The sequence below is a fragment of the Salipaludibacillus sp. CF4.18 genome, assembly GCF_051262595.1.
GTDB classification, from domain to species: Bacteria; Bacillota; Bacilli; order Bacillales; family Salisediminibacteriaceae; genus Salipaludibacillus; species Salipaludibacillus neizhouensis.
Genome location: NZ_JBIMEV010000070.1, coordinates 1 through 18785, shown reverse-complemented (window position 1 = coordinate 18785; position 18785 = coordinate 1). Strand labels below are relative to the sequence as shown.

The window sequence follows — 18785 nt, the reverse complement described above, 5'->3', positions numbered from 1 at the left end:
GGAACGATGTATTAAGGCTGAATCTGGTATTCTGTTAGAGACCGTTGTTTCTTTCCAAACAACCTTCGGTGAAAACAAAGCAATAAATTTACGAAATTAGAATAATCTAAGGTTAAGAAAGCAGCTTCTTTTGCATTAAGTAAGACGGCTATGCCGTTTTTAAAAATATATAAAAATTAAGTGAAGTGCAGATAGAGAGTCTCGGATTCTTATGTTTGAAGTGTTTGTCCGTGGAAAGCAAACGGTTTAGGAATGAATTAATCGCTATCTAGGTTGTCTAAATTAAATTTAATGTTTTGGAATAGGTATTTCGTGAAATAAGTATCTATACCAGCTTTAAGGAGCTGAACTTACACAAAGGTATGAAAGGAAAGATAGTAGATGAGTGATGATAAAAAAGAAATAACTGAGCAGATGGAGAAAAGCCTCCATCTAGCCCATGGATTTGGTCACGAAGTATATAAAAAAAGTTTGGATAAAAAAATTGAAGTAGAACAAAAACGTGAAAAGGAATATTTGGAAAGCTTAAAGGTAAATAAAGAGTTAATTCATAAGATTAACCGCTAAAATTCTTGACATAACAAAATAAACACTGGAGAAGCGACCAAACATTTTGGTTGCTTTTTTTTAGGTGAAGTTGAGTTAATGTCATGATTAATCTTTCATGAAGCTGGAATAAATCATTGGCTTTTAACAGGTTTTTACTTAGGTTTTCTAGAAGAAGCATGATAAAATAGAGAGCAGTGTTGAAAGAATTACTGAAATGAGGGAACGAATTACATGGACCGTTCGAATTTATTACGAGAAGGGGGATTGTGTCTAGGCCTGTTTTTAATACTTACAGTGTTTGCACTGTGGATTCCGGTTCTAGGTTTAGCCGCCTTTTTCTTTTTATCTATACCGTTTATTTATTTTACATTCAAATATGAACTTAAAGCAGGGATAAGTTTAGCACTGATAGCTTTTTCAATTCTCTTTATCCTTTTGGGGCCATCAGCATTACCAATTGGAGTACTTTTTCTTCCAAGTGGTGTTATTATTGGAGAACTATACAGAAGGAAAAAAGAGGCATTTGCTGTATTAGTGGGAGGTGCGTTAAGCTATGTTGTGGCGATCGTATTTATTTTTATTGCTGCAGTTTTAATTTTAAATGTAGATCCTGTTGCGGAAATGCAAGCTGTCATGTTAGAGTCTGTGGAAATGACGGAACAAATGATGCCGCTACTTGGAGAGGCCGAGGAAGATGCACTTCAGCCGTTTTATGATTTTGTAGATTCATTATCGGTGATTGCACCATCACTAATGGTTATGATTGGTGTCGGATTCGCCTTTACTGTTCAAGTAATTGCATCCTTTATCCTGAGAAAAAAAGGGGAAGATATTTCAAGGTTTCCTCCTTTTAGAGATTGGGGATTTCCTAAGGCATTTATATGGTATTATTTAATCACGTATCTTTTTATGTTCGGAGGAATAGAAGAAGGGACTGCACTGTATACTGCAGTATCTAATTTATCACCAGTTTTAGAAATGATCATGATTATTCAAGGTTTTGCACTCGTATTTTTCTATTTTCATTACAAAGGCAAAGGGCTTGTATTTCCTATCATAGTGGTGGTAATGTCGTTTCTTTTACCATTTTTCCTTCATATCATAAGGATCTTAGGTATAATTGACTTAGGTTTTGACTTAAGAAAGCGAATGAACTCGCAGAAATAGGAGTTGTGGATAATGCCGAAATTCCTGTTAAAACGATGGCATGGTTATCATGTAATGGCGCTGTTAAGCGTTTCTGTGCTGTTTACCGGGATATTAACATATTACCAATGGCAATGGGGTCTTCTAGGCTTAATGAGCATTGGTGTTGTTTTATTTTTAATTATACGTGCCAGAAAACATTTTGTAGAAGAACTAGCAGATTACATCTCTACGCTTACCTATCGAGTCAACAAAGCTGGAGAAGCTGCAGTAACAAAATTACCGATAGGTATTCTTCTCTATAATGAAAATAGATATGTACAATGGATTAACCCCTATTTAACAAAACTTATCGATAAGGATGTAGTAGGGGGTTCTATTACTGTTTTCACAGAAGATCTATTAAAACACGTGAATGATGAAAAAAAACGTTTTATCATTTCTATTAATGATCAAAATTATCGCGTGTTTCATGAACCAGACGAAAGACTACTCTATTTTCTTAATGTCACGGAAGAACAAGAGTTTAAAGAGTTATTTGAGAAAGAGAAAACAGTTATCGCACATATTTATCTCGATAATTATGATGAAGTGACTCAAGGAATGGATGACCAGGTAAGAAGTAAATTACTCACACATGTGACGGACACGTTAAATAGATGGTCAAAGGAATATGATGTCTTTATTCGAAGAACAGCTTCGGACCGGTTTATTGCTGTCTTTAATGAGCAAGCTCTTGCAGCTTTAGAAGAAAACAGATTCACGGTTTTAGATGAAATTAGAGACAGGACCGGTAAAGAAAAGGTGTCATTGACGCTGAGCATTGGAATAGGAAGCCGCGAGACATCTTTAAGAGAACTTGGAACGTTAGCGCAGTCAAGTTTAGATTTGGCTCTGGGACGTGGCGGCGACCAGGTTGCCATCAAGGAGAAAACAGGTAAAGGTCGTTTCTATGGTGGAAGATCAAGCGCGATGGAAAAACGAACAAGAGTCCGGGCCAGGGTCATTTCACATGCGATTAGGGACTTTATTAATGAAAGTGATAAAGTCTTTATAATGGGGCATAAAAACCCGGATATGGATTCTATTGGCGCGGCAATTGGGATGTTAAAAATTGCGGAAACGAATGGGAAAGACGGATTTATTATATTAGACCCGGACGAAGTTAACCAAAGTGTTCATAAATTACTGGGAGAGATTCAAGAGCATGATGACTTATGGGCTCAGTTTATTACACCGGAGGAAGCAAATGAGGAAGCGACAGACGACACGTTGCTTATTGTTGTTGATACCCATAAACCTTCTCTGGTACAAGAACCTAAGCTCTTGGAAAAAATGGATCGAACCATTGTGATCGATCACCATAGACGCGGTGAAGATTTTATAAATGATGCTGTACTTGTTTATATGGAACCATATGCATCATCGACAGCTGAACTAGTTACAGAGTTACTTGAATATCAACCAAGTCATCCGAATTTAGATGTCTTGGAAGCAACCGCGCTCTTAGCAGGAATCATTGTGGATACGAAAAGCTTTGCAATTCGAACAGGATCAAGAACGTTTGATGCAGCATCTTACTTGCGAAGTAAAGGAGCAGACACGACGCTCGTGCAAAAACTTCTGAAAGAGGACTTGGATCAGTACGTTAAACGTTCCAAGCTTGTTGAGCAAGCACATATTTACACAGGCGGCATGGCTATTGCGACTGGGTATGCAGGAGAAGCATACGGCCAAGTCCTTATTGCGCAGGCAGCTGATACATTATTAACAATGAATGATATCGTTGCTTCCTTTGTTATATCCCGAATTGATGATGGCCGCGTGAGTATTAGTGCTAGGTCACTTGGTGAAGTAAATGTGCAAGTAATTATGGAAAGTATGAACGGTGGAGGCCATTTAACAAATGCTGCGACACAAGTTGATGGTATGACGATTGAGGAAGTAGAAGAAACGTTGAAAACAAAAATTGATGAGTACTTCAAAGGGGGACAAACAACATGAAAGTTATCTTTCTAGAGGACGTAAAAGGAAAAGGTACAAAAGGTGATGTGAAAAATGTTTCTGAAGGTTATGCAAGAAACTATCTATTGAAAAATAATCTTGCAGTGGAAGCTAATAAAGGTAATATGAAGTCACTAGAGAAAAAGCAGGAAAGTGAAGATCGTCAAGTAGAAAAGGAACTTGAAAATGCCGAAAAATTCAAAGAAGAAATCGAGAAACTCACGATAGAAGTCACTACAAAGGCCGGAGAAAATGGACGTCTATTCGGTGCCGTGACCAGCAAACAAATTGCTGAACATTTAAAGAAGATGGATCTCAAAGTTGATAAGCGTAAAATAGAAATGAATGAACCGATACGCGCATTAGGGTATACGAACGTTCAAGTAAAAGTTCATCCCAAAGTAATGGCGACGGTGAAGGTGCATGTCACGGAAGAATAAATTATTCCAAGCGGGAAATGAGGGAAGTGGGTCATGAATGACTTAATTGCCGATCGCACACCACCGCAAAATATCGAAGCCGAGCAGGCGGTGTTGGGAGCAATCTTCATTGAAGATCAAGCCCTCATCACCGCCTCTGAACGTTTAAATCCGGAAGACTTTTATCGTGCAGCACATGAACGTATTTTTACAGTCATGTTACTTCTCTCTTCTAAAGGAGAACCTGTGGATTTAGTTACCGTGACATCGGAATTACAGACGAAAAACTGGCTCGAAGAAATTGGCGGTGTGTCTTATTTAAGTGACCTGGCAAACGCAGTACCAACTGCTGCCAATGTCCACTACTATAGTGAGATCGTAGAAGAAAAATCATTACTAAGAAGACTTATTCGTGTAGCGACTAATATTACTGCAGAGGGATACGCAGCAGACGAAGATGTTGATGCTATTTTAAATGATGCAGAAAAATCGATCCTCGAAGTGTCACAAAAAAAGAACGCAGGGGAATTCGTAGAAATTAAAGACGTGTTAGTCGAAGCATTTGATAAAATTGAAATGCTTCAAAATGCTACTGGAGATGTTACAGGAATTCCATCAGGCTTCTCTGAGTTAGATCGTATTACTGCCGGTTTTCAGAAAAATGATTTAATTATAGTGGCAGCAAGACCTTCTGTGGGGAAAACAGCTTTTGCTCTAAATATTTCGCAAAACGTTGCAACAAAAACAGATGAAAATGTAGCGATATTCAGTTTGGAGATGGGAGCCGATCAGCTCGTCATGCGTATGTTGTGTGCAGAAGGAAATATAGATGCACAAAGACTTCGAACTGGTAAACTAGAAGATGAAGACTGGCAACGTTTGACAATGGCGATGGGAAGCCTCTCAAAGGCTGGAATATATATTGATGATACACCGGGAATAAAAGTGAAGGATATTCGCTCTAAATGTCGGCGTTTAAAGCAAGAACGTGGTTTAGGAATGATTATGATAGACTATTTACAACTAATAGCAGGCGATTCCCGAAGTGGCGAAGGACGTCAACAGGAAGTATCAGAAATATCGAGAGAATTAAAAGGCCTTGCCCGTGAGTTGGAAGTGCCAGTTATTGCTTTATCCCAGCTTTCTCGTGGCGTGGAGCAAAGACAGGACAAGCGTCCAATGATGTCCGATATCCGGGAATCCGGGAGTATTGAGCAGGACGCTGATATTGTTGCGTTCCTCTATCGTGATGATTATTATGATCAGGAATCGGAGCAAAAGGATATTATAGAAATAATTATAGCTAAACAACGTAATGGTCCGGTAGGCACCGTAGAGCTTGCTTTCGTAAAAGAATATAATAAGTTCGTAAATTTAGAACGGCGTTATGAAGAAAGCGGAGTACCATCCTAGAAAAGAGGCAGAGATGCCTCTTTTTTTTAGGGGCTTTGTTTTCATAAACGTTGTTGTTTCTGAAAAAAGAGGAAATCATAAATAGAGAAACTTCAAAATGAAGTAAACATATGTAAATCCCGGAGACCGGATTTCATATGCTATCTGCCCGTGGAAGAGTTTCAATGAATGTAAAAATGGTTTTAAAAAACAGTATTACAGAACTAATGCTCATTTTTCTTATAGAAAACAGGTCTGTTACATACACTAACAAGTCTTTGTTATATGGGATGGTATGAAGGGGAAAATTGGACAATTAACGAGAAATCAGCAACAATTAACGAACAAAAATAGATTTACTTTCATTAATGTTCGGAAAAAAGTTGACTGACTAGGGGTGGAACTGATAAAATAACGATGGCAAATAAGTTAACAAATACAATAACTATAGAATAGTAATTTAAGATCAAGGACTAGTAACAGAAAATAATTTTTATTTAATGAAAGCAAGGCGAATGTGTTAAAAAAACCTGGAGGTGCTCGATTAATGCCATCTGTCGTAGTTGTAGGAACGCAATGGGGAGACGAAGGAAAAGGAAAAATTACTGATTATTTATCTGAACAAGCAGAGTTAATTGCTCGTTATCAAGGTGGAAATAATGCCGGACATACGATTGTATTCGGAGGCACAAAATATAAGCTTCATCTAATTCCATCGGGTATATTCTATAAGGACAAAACGTGTGTTATTGGTAATGGCATGGTTATTGATCCTAAGGCTTTGGTTGAGGAACTTAAGTATTTGCATGATATGGGAGTAGATACGAGTAACCTTCGTATTAGTAACCGTGCTCATGTTATTTTACCGTATCATTTGAAGCTTGATATCGTAGAAGAAGAAAGCAAGGGCGAAAACAAAATCGGAACAACTCGTAAAGGAATAGGTCCTGCTTATATGGACAAAGCAGCTCGAGTTGGAATTCGTATTGTTGATTTATTGGATAAAGAAACATTCGAAGAAAAGCTAAAGGTCAACTTGCATGAAAAGAATCGTTTGTTTGAAAAAGTGTATGAAGTAGATGGTTTTAAAATGGAAGATATTTTAGAGGAGTACTACGAATATGGCCAGCAGTTTGCGGACTATGTGGCAGATACTTCCGTTATCTTGAATGATGGTTTAGATGCAGGAAAACGTGTGCTTTTTGAAGGTGCACAAGGAGTAATGCTTGATATCGACCAAGGGACATATCCTTTTGTAACCTCATCGAATCCAATTGCAGGTGGAGTTGCTATCGGTTCAGGTGTAGGTCCATCTAGAATCAATCATGTAGTAGGAGTGTCTAAAGCTTATACTACTCGAGTAGGTGATGGTCCATTCCCAACAGAGCTGAAGAATGAAATTGGCGATAAGATCCGTGAAGTCGGAAACGAATACGGCACAACTACCGGTCGTCCAAGACGAGTGGGTTGGTTTGACAGTGTAGTCGTTCGCCATGCTCGCCGAGTGAGTGGGATTACCGACCTGTCATTAAACTCTATTGATGTATTAACAGGTATCGAAACATTGAAAATTTGTGTTGCATATAAGTATCGTGGTGAATTGATGGAAGAGTTCCCTGCGAGCCTTAAAGTGTTAGCTGAATGTGAACCAGTGTACGAAGAACTTCCAGGTTGGTCAGAGGACATCACAGGTGTGAAGTCGCTTCATGATTTACCTAGGAACGCCCTCTTTTATATTGAACGCATTTCACAGCTCACAGGTATTCCACTGACGATCTTTTCAGTTGGACCTGATAGAAACCAAACAAATCTCGTTCGTGGTGTATTTGCGTAACCAAGAGTCTTAGAAGGGCCTAGTTTTAAGAGGTCATTAAAAAATGTGGAATTCTAGCTAAAGGTTTTACTTATAGATGAACAAGAGCACCGAAAAGTCGAGTTTGACTTTTTCGGTGCTCTTGTGTTTTAATACATCTTTTCTATTCAAGATTATAAATTTTAATAAAATAAAGCAAAAAGAAAATTAGCTTCCCTTTTTGCTTAGATTTTTCTTTATAGATTTTTGTTTCTTTTTATTCATACCAGGGGTTATACATGCCTCCTCTGAAATAATACCGTGACACAGATCAAGCCTTTGTAGAAATGTCTCCTCATCAAACGCATTATATATTTCGGATGCTTTTAATATAATATGAGCGGCAACACGTGCGTCCTCCAATGCGTGATGGTGCTCGAAATCCATATCGAAATGGTAAGCTATTGTGTTTAGTTTATGATTGATAAATTCCGGCCAAGTTTTTTTGGCGATACTAACAGTACAGTTATATTTCATCATTGGGTAGGGAATGCTATAGTGGTCAAGCACGTTTCTTAAAACATTAATATCAAAAGCTGCATTATGAGCCACAATGAGATTGTTGTGAAAGTAACCAGATAGTTCTGGCCAAAGTTGATCGAAAGTCGGTTCTTCTTTGACGTCGTCCCATGTTATGCCATGGACTTGCTCAAAATAAGGATCGAAATAAGGGTTTTGAGGACGTATGAGCGCGTATTTTTCGTCTACTATTTCATCATTGACTACGCGCACCATACCGATAGCACAAACACTACCCTTTTCTCTTGAAGCAGTTTCAAAATCAAGCGCAACAAAATTCATTTTTTCACTCCAACTCCTAAACTATGATGCTACTAGATTATCAATAGTTATAACTAAATGAAAGAGAAATAAGATTTATTTACTTTATAATTCATAAAACTATAGGTATTGTTGCTTTTCTTAGAACATAGTGACCCGAATCTACTCTATGTTGCTGTTAAAGTTAAATAAGTCTACATGATCAAAAGAAATATAAAAAAAATTTATAAAACATGTTGCATCATTAGAATAATAGTGATAAGATAATTCTTGTCGCCAAAAGCGTATACTTCAGTTGCAAGGCAAGTATGATCTAAAGATCCTCATGCTTTAGCCATCAGATGAAGAGCCATTAGCTCAGTTGGTAGAGCATCTGACTTTTAATCAGAGGGTCGAAGGTTCGAGTCCTTCATGGCTCACCATTTTAATTTAAGTTTATGGCCCGTTGGTCAAGCGGTTAAGACACCGCCCTTTCACGGCGGTATCACGGGTTCGAATCCCGTACGGGTCACCAAAAAAACTATTGACATTTTAAATGGTTTTAGGTATAATTAATTCTGTTGTCCCTCATACTAATAGGACAAGGATAAACAAGTAATAAACACTTTAATATTGTCGCGGGGTGGAGCAGTCTGGTAGCTCGTTGGGCTCATAACCCAAAGGTCGGTGGTTCAAATCCGCCCCCCGCAACCAATTATTTTTTTTGCTTAAAAACGCAAGAAAAAATCGATTTCACATAAATATATTGATGCGGTCCCGTGGTGTAGCGGTTAACATGCCTGCCTGTCACGCAGGAGATCGCGGGTTCGAATCCCGTCGGGACCGCCATATTAATTTATCTCTAATGATAAATTCAGAATTAATCTTCTCAAACCAATCTTTGGCTCAGTAGCTCAGTCGGTAGAGCAATGGACTGAAAATCCATGTGTCGGCAGTTCGATTCTGTCCTGAGCCACCACTTTTCTAAAGTGCTGGCCTAGCTCAATTGGTAGAGCAACTGACTTGTAATCAGTAGGTTGGGGGTTCAAGTCCTCTGGCCAGCACCAGTAGTACTTCTATATGAGAAAATGTCACTTATCCAAATAGGGATAAGTTTTTTTGTGTTTAAAACTAACGAATAACGCTGGAAGACAGAATGTCATGGTACAAGGTAGTTTTTGAAATATGGAAAATGTCGAAAAGTGAAGAAATTAATTTCCAGGGAAATAATTGATATTAATCAAGGGAAGGTTAGGTTTGAGTGTTTTCTTGTACTTGAATATAAGACTACTTCAATTAGCTCTAAGCGGATGCTTTCCGCAGACAAGAAATACTCAAGCTCCTTGTAATTTCTGGCCGGATATGTCGGTTCTTAAAAACAGTTCATGTTTTAGAATGAAGTAGTTCATGAAATATGAATTATAAAACCTGTTAACCTTGTAAAAGAGAAGATGGTAATTTTACCAGTTGGAAGTGACCCTACTTCTAAGATGAAGCTAGTGATCTATATTTTTAATGTGATAGAATAGAGAGAGTGAAAGACAAATGGGAGTTGATCTAATAGTGGACAAGCAAAGAATTCTAGTGGTAGATGACGAAAAGCCGATAGCGGATATTATAAAGTTTGGTCTAGAGAAAGATGGATTTGATGTTGTGTGTGCTTATGATGGTAACGAGGCAGTAGAAAAGGTAAAGGAATACGTGCCAAATCTGATTCTTTTAGACATTATGCTTCCTTATAGAGATGGAATGGAAGTTTGTAGAGAAGTACGGAAAACATATGATATGCCAATTATCATGTTAACAGCAAAAGATTCTGAAATCGATAAAGTACTAGGGTTGGAACTAGGTGCGGACGATTATGTCACCAAGCCTTTTAGTACTAGGGAATTAATTGCAAGAGTCAAAGCAAACTTACGCAGGAACCAAAAGTCACAAGAACCGGAAGAAGAAAATAAGAATATTAAAATCGGTCCTTTACTCATTCAACCAGAGGCTTATCTTGTTACTAAAAGGGATCTGCCAGTAGAACTGACTCATCGGGAATTTGAACTTATCTACTACTTAGCTCGACATATTGGACAAGTGATGACAAGGGAACACCTCCTTCAATCGGTATGGGGCTATGACTATTTCGGAGATGTAAGAACAGTGGATGTTACTGTTCGTAGACTTCGTGAAAAGGTAGAAGATAATCCTAGTAACCCAGCTTGGATTGTGACTAGACGAGGAGTAGGTTATTATCTCCGCCAAGGCGACCAGGAGAACTAAGAATGAAAAAAATTCGTTTCTATAAATCAATTCATGTAAAGATTGTCATCATCTACGTGCTATTGATTATGATTGCCATGCAAGTAATTGGGGTGTATTTTACACGTCAATTAGAAGACCATCTCGTAGCTAATTTCTACGATACATTAGATGAGCGTACCGTTCTTCTAGAGTATAATATTGCACAGGAAATGCTGAGAGATGAAGAGACTGACGATGAAGACGGTCCTACACTTAGGCAGAGAATTGACGGATTGTTATCTGAGTTTTTCAGAATGGAAAATGCCGCAAATATTCAAGTGATTGATGAAAATGAAACGGTGGTGACGGCTACTAACCGTGCACACCATAAATATATCGGACAACGAACAACGGACTACCGAGTGAAACGTGCTTTGTTGGATATCGAATTTGACCAACCGATGCTCGAGCCTAATACTTACCGCCGTATGCGAGTATTAGCTACTCCAATAAAAGATGAAGATCAGATAATTGGTGCCATCTATATAGAAGCTCCTATGGAGGAGATCTATGAACAGATGGAGGAAATAAAACAAATTTTCCTTACTGGAACTATTATTGCGCTTTTTTTAACCGCAGCACTTGGAACAATACTTTCTCGCACAATTACACGTCCAATTGTTGACATGAGAAGACAATCGGTAGTAATGGGTACGGGAGACTATTCCCGGAATGTTGTCGTCTATGGGGACGATGAAATTGGGCAATTGGCCACTAGCTTTAACGAACTAGCCAATAGTTTACAGGAGGCTAATGCTTCTACGGAGGGTGAAAGAAGAAAGCTTTCATCGGTACTCACACATATGACAGATGGGGTTATAGCCACGGATAAAAAGGGTCATATTATACTGATGAATCGTCGGGCAGAGGAAATGTTAAATCAACAACAAGAAGACGTAATAAGCGTGGAAATTACAAAGATACTCAATCTCGATAATTTTATGAAATTAGAAGATCTCTACGGTATTACAGATCCAATTTTACTAGATTTTGATATTGAGAAAGAAGAAACGATTCTAGAAGCTCATTTTTCTGTGATTGCAAAGGAAAATGGCATGGAAAACGGGTTAATTGCAGTCCTACATGATGTAACGGAACAAGAACGAATTGAGGAAGATCGCAGAGAATTTGTGGCAAATGTGTCCCACGAACTCAGAACACCTCTAACTTCTATGAAAAGCTATTTAGAAGCATTAGTAGACGGAGCAATGGATGACCCTGAAATTGCTCCTCAGTTCCTTCAAGTAACATCCAATGAGACGGAAAGAATGATTCGTCTTGTGAATGATTTATTGCAACTTACAAAAATGGATAGTAAAGACTATCAAATGATTACAACGAGTATTAACGTTACAAGTTTTGTTGATCAAATTATTGATCGCTTTGAAATGGTTACCAAAAATGAAGCTATTCAATTTAAACGAAAAATACCTGAAAAGTTGTACGCAATAAAAGGTGACCGTGATAAGTTGACCCAGCTTATGGATAATATCATTTCTAACGCAGTAAAATATTCCCCTCAAGGTGGAACGATTACTGTGTCAGTGAAACCCGAAAAAGAACGTATTGTTATTAGTGTGAAGGATGAAGGTGTTGGTATCCCGAAAGAAAATATTCCTCATGTATTTGATCGTTTCTACCGTGTAGATAAAGCACGATCGAGGAATCTTGGCGGCACTGGTCTTGGTTTAGCAATTGCAAAAGAAATTGCAATGACCCATGGTGGAAACATTTGGGTAAGCAGTGATTGGGGTAAAGGAACGACATTCTCCTTTAGTTTGCCGTATGACGATGAGGAGGGAATTTGACCATGATTGAAAATATCAAAACAGTGGTTCTTTGGTTCCTTGTCTTGACTAGTATGACTTTAACATGGTTTATTTTGTCTTACCAACCTGAATACGATAATTTAGAGGATATTGATATTGATTATGTCCAAAGTGAGGAAATCGGTGAGTCACGTTCGATAAATGAAGTTATATCACCAAAAGAGATATTAATTCATAATCAAGAGGATATCTCTTGGATCCAACCTATTGAAGGTCATTATCCTGCTTTTATGGAGTTCCTCTCTGAGCTTGAATTAGAATACTTTGAGAGTGGCAGTAGTGAAGATGCTCCTTCGTTAGATCAGACTTTAAATGGGCTAGAACTTGTTTTCAGTGAAGCGATTAAACATGAATGGATATCTGATTTATTTAATGTAGATGAAAACATACTCCCAGAGGAATTAGATCAAATTGATCGAGTCATTCTTCTTGAAGATTCTTCTGGTGAGGGATCATCTGTGATACTTCAATTAATCTCTACAGAACTTGAAGTTATTTATAATTTTGACATTGCATCTTTAACAATAGATCAATTAGAGCAGATGTATGAGGAAAGTGAAGAGTATCAGATTCCAGTAGAAAAACGAATCTTAAATGATGATAGTATGGACGATGCCTTTCAGCAAGTTATCTATGTTCCGACACAACCTTTTACACTAAAGGAATATACGTATGAAACGGCAGATCTGCCGATTGCTTCCTTTATTCAAGCTCTTTTTACTGATCCGGAATATGTTGATCGGTCCCCATTAGGGAGCCAAACTGATTCTTATACAGATGGTAATCGTATGATGGAAATTCAAGATAGCGAGAATTTAATTAATTATGTGCGACCCGGTGTGGTTGGGAGTCCGATATCAGAGGAAGAGTCTTTATTAGAGACAGCTGTAGATTTTATTAATGGACATGATGGATGGACGGATAAATATTACATCGGTGAATTAGAACAGTTCATGGACAGTAATGAAATCTCTTTTCGGTTACACGTAGATGGAATCCCAGTGTTTGGTTCGAATAGAAGCGCAGAATACTATACGATGCGCCTAGCTCGTTCAGGCGGCCAAATAAGTGAGTATGATCGACCAATATTTAAACTCGATAGTGCAACGTTTGAAGATACGGTTGAGATGCCTTCTATTCATGAGGTAGATCATCAACTTGAGGAAGAAGAGTGGTACAACCTAGAAACAGTCGAAGATATTCGTGTAGGATATTATATGACAAGACATCGCTCATTTGTTACTTTTCGTCCTGCATGGTATGTAGAGACACAAAATGGAAGATGGACACGGCTTGATATGAATAGCGAGGAGATGGAAAATGGATTGGAGTAAGGCAAAAACAATTTTCATTATCACTTTCTTATGCTTAAATGCATTTTTAGGATATCAACTTTATGAAAAAGAAACGCAAAACTATAGTGTGGCACCGGAAGCATCATCGTTGCAAGAGCGGCTTATCCAGCAACGTGTTGAAATTATCGATGATAATCCTGAGGAGACGGTACAAGGTGCTCCTATCTCTGGCACCTATCGTACGTTTGATGAGTCTTTTCTTGAGGAAAATCTCGAGGATCAAGAAGCAGATTTACTTAATAGTACAACTATTTATTCGGTTCTTGAGAATCCGTACAAAATTGTTGATGCTAATATAGATGCAAGTGTAGAGGCGTTCTTAACTCGGCATGTATATAACGGAGAGGAATATGATTTTGCAGTCTATAATGAAGAAGAAGGTAAAATTGGACTCTATCAAACGTATGAAGGCCGTAAAATAGATGATTATGAAGGGGATAATCATCACTTGATATTAGATATTTCCGAGGATAATAATGTGGAATCTTACACGCAGACATATATGAATATAAGAGATCAGGAGGAAGACCGAAAACAAGAGTTATTGTCTCTTTACAAGGCGGTTGAACAGGTATTAGATGCATCACTCTTGAGTGTGGGTACAATCATTGAAGACTCTGAATTGGGTTATTACAATTACAATTTAGGCGAAGGACAAAGGCAATCACAAATGTATGCACCTGTTTGGCGAATCAAAGCAAAAGACCAGGTGTATTATGTAGATGCGTTAGAGGGTGGTTTAGTAGAAGTGGAACCAACCAGTTAATTGGAGTGGATGAGAGAATGAGTTTAAAATTTAGTGTATTAGCAAGTGGTAGCACTGGAAATGCAATCTATGTAGAGACAGAGAAACAGCGCCTTTTAATAGATGCAGGTCTTAGTGGAAAAAAATTAGAGGAGTGCTTCAAGCACATAAATATATCCCCATCTGATTTGGATGGGCTGCTTGTCACTCATGAACATAGTGATCATATTAAAGGGGCGGGTATCTTTGCCCGTCGTTTCAACTTACCTATCTACGCAAACGAGAAAACATGGCAAGCGATGGATGGCATGCTTGGAACGCTTCCTCTTGACCAAAAATTTCATTTTCACCAGGGAGAAGTGAAGACATTTGGAGATTTAGATGTAGAATCATTTGGAGTCTCTCATGATGCTGCCGATCCGATGTTTTTCTCTTTTCAACACGAAGGGCGTAAATTGACTTTGCTTACGGATACAGGCTATGTAAGTGATAGAATGATGGGTGTATCGAAAGGTTCTCATTCTTTTATATTCGAGTCCAATCACGATATAGATATGCTTCGTATGGGGAGATATCCATGGACAGTGAAACGAAGAATACTAGGTGATGAGGGACACGTTTCAAACAGTGATGCTGGAATCGCCTTGGCAGAAATTGTCGGCTCGAACAATGTAGATGTTTATCTCGCTCATTTGAGTAAGGACAACAACATGAAGGAACTTGCAAGAATGACTGTCCAACAAACGTTGGAAGAATATGATGTGGAGGTAGGAAAACAAGTGAGGCTTTTTGACACGGACCCAACGATTCCAACTCCATTAAAAGTTGTCTAACTCTTTTTTATGAATGTAAATCTATTTTACATTGACTATATTCTTATAGATTTTATTTTAACGGGAACGGGAGTTACTTGAGGCTACTTCAAGTTTTTTAAGGAAACAAAGATAAGAAAAACAGCCATTATTTTTAATCAGATGTTTATCGTTTCGTGCCTTGGGAAATCCTATTGATATGTGGAATATTAACAAAACTGAGCAGAATGATAGACGAAAATACTAGTAATTTATTGAAATGACCTTACGCTAGATATCTGAATTAGGTACTGTATTTTGAATTACTTTTCTCATATGAGAGATAGAGGAGGGTGTTAGATGGGGTATTATGATGATCATTCAGCAGGCAGAGAAACTCGTAGCAGGAAGCGGCAAGGAGTAAAAGGATCAGGACTTATTGGATTTTTTGGTGCAGTGCTAGGTGCATTGCTAGTTTTACTATCTGTTCCTGTTCTTGCAAATAACGGTTTTTTACCATATGAAGTGTTGCTAAAGAATGCAAATGAAGTTGATAGTGACTTGGTCATTGAGGAAAATACGGATGATGAGAGTGTAGAAACGGAGACGGTAAGTCTGCAAACGACCTCCGAAGTAATTGAGGCAGTTGACCGCGTTTCAGATGCAGTCGTAGGCGTAGTAAATATGCAGCAATCTTCTGGTCTATTTGGGGCTGAAGGCGGTGAAGGCACAGGTTCCGGAGTTATCTATAAGATAGAGGGAGACAATGCTTTTGTTGTCACAAACCAACATGTTATTCAAGGGGCTGGTGAAGGTTCCAGTGAACTCGATGTCACTTTAAACGATGGATCTCGTGTACCAGCCGAACTTATCGGAGAAGATTTATTAACTGATTTAGCAGTATTAACGATCGACTCAGAAGGTATAGAAACAGTAGCCGAGTTTGGAAATTCAGATGATGTCCGTGCAGGAGAACCTGCCATTGCAATAGGCAATCCATTATCTTTCGAAGGTTCTGTTACATTAGGAATTATTAGCGCGATCGAACGTAGTTTGCCTGTCGACTTAACAGGAAATGGTCAGCCAGATTGGAATGCGGAAGTATTGCAAACCGATGCAGCGATCAATCCTGGTAACAGCGGTGGTGCTTTACTAAATATACAGGGTGAGGTTATTGGGATTAACTCAATGAAAATAGCTCAATCTTCAGTGGAAGGGATAGGTTTTGCAATCCCCTCAAGCCTTACACTTCCAGTTATTGCTGATATTGAACAATATGGAGAAGTGCAGCGTCCACAAATGGGTATTTTGCTTAGATCCTTACAAGAGATCCCTAGCTTTCATTGGCAAGATACATTAAACCTTCCTGAAGATGTTACTGGCGGTGTTTACGTTGAAGGTGTTGAATCTAACACTCCAGCAGCTAATGCCGGTCTGCAAGAAGGTGATGTTATTGTGGGACTAAATGATGAAGAAATAAATGATTCCCATGATCTTCGCAGCTTTTTATATAAAGATGTAAAAATTGGTGAAACAATTGACGTCACGTTCTATCGTGAAGGAGAGAAACAGACTGTCAAACTAACATTAGATAAGCAAGTGTTTTAATTATATGCAGGAGGGATAAAGAAGTTATCTCTCCTGTTTTTTATGTATTTGTTTAGAACGACCGATGATAGTATAGTATCTAGAACACAATGGGAGATTTAAAAGAATAAAGTAGGAATTTATAAGAAAATAAAATAAAAATAAATCAACCTGGCTTACCATGATAATGAGGTAAGAAACTAAGTTATTCACATGTTATGTGGACAAATAGTTTATCAATACTGAAACCTATGTTCGTATGGGATAAGCGGTAGTCAAAAAAGGAGGAGAGTTGTGCTTATGGAGTGGATATTTAGCTGTAAAGAACATGTGGAAGAGGCCATAGAAGAAGCCATTGATGATGAGGGTTTCGCCCCGGAATTAGCTTTAGTTCCCGAACAAGAAAAAACCGAAAAAGTCTGTTTTATATGTGAACATTCCTCAACTTATATGGTCAAGAAAGTTATTCGATAAGTTACAAACATATCAGAAAAACCCTGTGGAAAACATGTGTATAAGTAGAGTTATACACATGTTTATTAACAAGATGAAAGATATACTTAAAAGGTAATTTATCCCTAATGAATGGTATTGGTAGTAAAACGAAGAATAAAGCTAATTTTAAAAGATGTCTAATCTATTATTATAAATTCCAAGAAAAAAGGTGTTTAGTTAACTGAAAATTCGTTGTCCACAAAGAATTTAGAACGAAAACCCTAGTTTAAGCTAGAAAATGGCAGCGGGTTGTGTATATGTGGATAACTTTTGTGGATAACTAACTCAAGAAAGGACACACATATGAATATATCGATTTTAACTGTGGGTAAACTAAAAGAAAAATATTTAAAACAGGGGATTCAGGAATATACGAAACGTCTTTCCGCATATGCAAATGTTGAAATTATCGAGGTTGCTGATGAAAAAGCACCAGAAAATATGAGTAACAATGAAATGATTCAAGTGAAAGAAAAAGAGGGAGAACGGATTTTGTCAAAGATCGGGCAGGACACTCATGTGATCGCCTTGGCTATTGAGGGGAATGCTTGGACGTCAGAACGTCTTGCAAAAGAACTTGACGACCTGGCTACCTATGGGAAAAGTAAAATAGCATTTGTCATAGGTGGTTCTGTAGGATTAAGTGATGAGGTACTGAAACGAGCCAATTCGAAGTTATCATTCTCTAAGATGACTTTTCCACATCAATTAATGAGGCTCATACTAGTTGAACAAGTTTACCGTGCTTTTAAAATTAACCGAAATGAACCATATCATAAGTAAATGAAGTTTTTCATAATGTATATTAATCAATAATTACCAAAAATTGATTAATCATTTATTGACGATGTAGCAACTTACCTTAAAAACAGTATCATGGTACAGGCGATGATCAGTTTCACATAATGTCATTAAAATTTGTGCAGGAGGTATTGAAACTGATCAGCTATTGGAAGTCTTCTAAATTAGAATTTGATTATGTACAGGGTTTTATCATTAATAAATCGGGATCATATGAAGAATTATATGTTGGAGCATCTTTCTTGTAGCTAAGTTTACACTTAGCACCTAACACAGTGTTATGGTTATTGAATTTCTAATATCTAGAAGGATTAGATTAGCCCCTTGCGTAAGTAAGGGAGGGGCTTTTAGGTAGCATAATATGAGTTAACGTCAATATCGCTTTACCAAACTACCGAGAATAGCAGGTAAAGAATCAAAAGTTTTTGGTTAAAAGGACTAGTAAACGTGGTGGAGAGGTTAGTTAATGTGAAAATAAATTTTATTCACGTGTGAGCGGGCATATTACTACCATTATAAAGCGATTTTCGAAACAGTCGGTTGTGCAATTGTAAGATGATTATAGAAGATATATGTGTGGAGCGGAGTTCTTTGAAATAACAGGGGGACATTCGAATCCGGTACAGGTGGACGCTTTCCTCGTGCAACGCTTCAGCCTCCTCGAACAGATACCATCCTGTGGGCTCTTCAGCTGCTCCGGCGGTTACTCGCGGCCTTACGCTTCTTCTAGGTTTTGAGCAAAAATATCAAAGTTTGCGTAAACACCCCT

General features: G+C 38.0%; 15 protein-coding genes and 6 tRNA genes. 20 read left to right on the top strand and 1 reads right to left on the bottom strand.

Annotation, left to right across the window (positions count from 1 at the left end):
- Window positions 1–381 precede the first annotated feature (381 nt).
- The 6 genes from ACHABW_RS23270 (at window position 382) to ACHABW_RS23245 (ending at window position 7344) form a co-directional block, all read left to right on the top strand.
- Window positions 382–567, top strand: a complete 186-nt coding sequence (locus ACHABW_RS23270) for a hypothetical protein (RefSeq protein WP_110938106.1) — start codon at window positions 382–384, stop codon at window positions 565–567.
- A gap of 213 nt (window positions 568–780) precedes the next feature.
- Window positions 781–1716: a YybS family protein gene (locus ACHABW_RS23265; protein WP_435759055.1), complete on the top strand. Its 936-nt coding sequence runs from the start codon at window positions 781–783 to the stop codon at window positions 1714–1716.
- A gap of 12 nt (window positions 1717–1728) precedes the next feature.
- Window positions 1729–3699, top strand: a complete 1971-nt coding sequence (locus tag ACHABW_RS23260) for a DHH family phosphoesterase (RefSeq protein ID WP_435759053.1) — start codon at window positions 1729–1731, stop codon at window positions 3697–3699.
- Window positions 3696–4139 (top strand): 50S ribosomal protein L9, encoded by a 444-nt coding sequence (gene rplI, locus ACHABW_RS23255; RefSeq protein ID WP_110938109.1) that lies wholly within the window; start codon window positions 3696–3698, stop codon window positions 4137–4139. Before ACHABW_RS23260 ends, rplI begins: the two co-directional genes overlap by 4 nt.
- Window positions 4140–4172: 33 nt before the next feature.
- Window positions 4173–5531, top strand: coding sequence for a replicative DNA helicase (dnaB, locus tag ACHABW_RS23250; RefSeq protein WP_110938110.1), 1359 nt, complete (start codon window positions 4173–4175; stop codon window positions 5529–5531).
- Between the two features lie 526 nt (window positions 5532–6057).
- On the top strand, window positions 6058–7344 hold the full coding sequence (locus ACHABW_RS23245; protein ID WP_110938111.1) for an adenylosuccinate synthase: 1287 nt from the start codon (window positions 6058–6060) through the stop codon (window positions 7342–7344).
- A gap of 186 nt (window positions 7345–7530) precedes the next feature.
- Here the strand turns inward: ACHABW_RS23245 and ACHABW_RS23240 are convergent, their stop codons facing one another.
- Window positions 7531–8163 carry a 3'-5' exonuclease gene (locus tag ACHABW_RS23240; RefSeq protein ID WP_435759050.1) on the bottom strand — a complete coding sequence of 211 codons (633 nt, stop codon included), beginning with the start codon at window positions 8161–8163 and terminating at the stop codon, window positions 7531–7533.
- Between the two features lie 325 nt (window positions 8164–8488).
- Here ACHABW_RS23240 and ACHABW_RS23235 point away from each other — a divergent pair.
- The 14 genes from ACHABW_RS23235 (at window position 8489) to rlmH (ending at window position 17998) form a co-directional block, all read left to right on the top strand.
- Window positions 8489–8564: transfer RNA gene (locus ACHABW_RS23235), tRNA-Lys, on the top strand.
- A gap of 17 nt (window positions 8565–8581) precedes the next feature.
- Window positions 8582–8656, top strand: a tRNA-Glu gene (locus ACHABW_RS23230).
- A 102-nt stretch (window positions 8657–8758) separates the two neighbouring features.
- Window positions 8759–8835 (top strand) — tRNA-Met (locus tag ACHABW_RS23225).
- 59 nt (window positions 8836–8894) lie between these two features.
- Window positions 8895–8970: transfer RNA gene (locus ACHABW_RS23220), tRNA-Asp, on the top strand.
- Window positions 8971–9024: 54 nt separating this feature from the next.
- Window positions 9025–9100, top strand: a tRNA-Phe gene (locus tag ACHABW_RS23215).
- Between the two features lie 12 nt (window positions 9101–9112).
- Window positions 9113–9188: transfer RNA gene (locus ACHABW_RS23210), tRNA-Thr, on the top strand.
- Between the two features lie 478 nt (window positions 9189–9666).
- Window positions 9667–10392 (top strand): response regulator YycF, encoded by a 726-nt coding sequence (gene yycF, locus ACHABW_RS23205; protein ID WP_110938113.1) that lies wholly within the window; start codon window positions 9667–9669, stop codon window positions 10390–10392.
- Between the two features lie 2 nt (window positions 10393–10394).
- Entirely contained in the window at window positions 10395–12221 is a 1827-nt protein-coding gene (gene walK / locus ACHABW_RS23200; protein WP_110938114.1) for a cell wall metabolism sensor histidine kinase WalK, read from the top strand.
- 2 nt (window positions 12222–12223) lie between these two features.
- On the top strand, window positions 12224–13576 hold the full coding sequence (locus tag ACHABW_RS23195; RefSeq protein WP_435759047.1) for a YycH family regulatory protein: 1353 nt from the start codon (window positions 12224–12226) through the stop codon (window positions 13574–13576).
- Window positions 13563–14363, top strand: coding sequence for a two-component system regulatory protein YycI (locus ACHABW_RS23190; RefSeq protein ID WP_110938116.1), 801 nt, complete (start codon window positions 13563–13565; stop codon window positions 14361–14363). Before ACHABW_RS23195 ends, ACHABW_RS23190 begins: the two co-directional genes overlap by 14 nt.
- A 17-nt stretch (window positions 14364–14380) precedes the next feature.
- Window positions 14381–15175 carry an MBL fold metallo-hydrolase gene (locus ACHABW_RS23185; protein WP_110938117.1) on the top strand — a complete coding sequence of 265 codons (795 nt, stop codon included), beginning with the start codon at window positions 14381–14383 and terminating at the stop codon, window positions 15173–15175.
- A 318-nt stretch (window positions 15176–15493) separates the two neighbouring features.
- Window positions 15494–16741, top strand: a complete 1248-nt coding sequence (locus ACHABW_RS23180) for a S1C family serine protease (protein ID WP_435759044.1) — start codon at window positions 15494–15496, stop codon at window positions 16739–16741.
- 279 nt (window positions 16742–17020) lie between these two features.
- Window positions 17021–17194 carry a CxxH/CxxC protein gene (locus ACHABW_RS23175; RefSeq protein ID WP_435759057.1) on the top strand — a complete coding sequence of 58 codons (174 nt, stop codon included), beginning with the start codon at window positions 17021–17023 and terminating at the stop codon, window positions 17192–17194.
- Between the two features lie 324 nt (window positions 17195–17518).
- Window positions 17519–17998 (top strand): 23S rRNA (pseudouridine(1915)-N(3))-methyltransferase RlmH, encoded by a 480-nt coding sequence (rlmH, locus tag ACHABW_RS23170; protein ID WP_435759042.1) that lies wholly within the window; start codon window positions 17519–17521, stop codon window positions 17996–17998.
- Window positions 17999–18785: the final 787 nt, after the last annotated feature.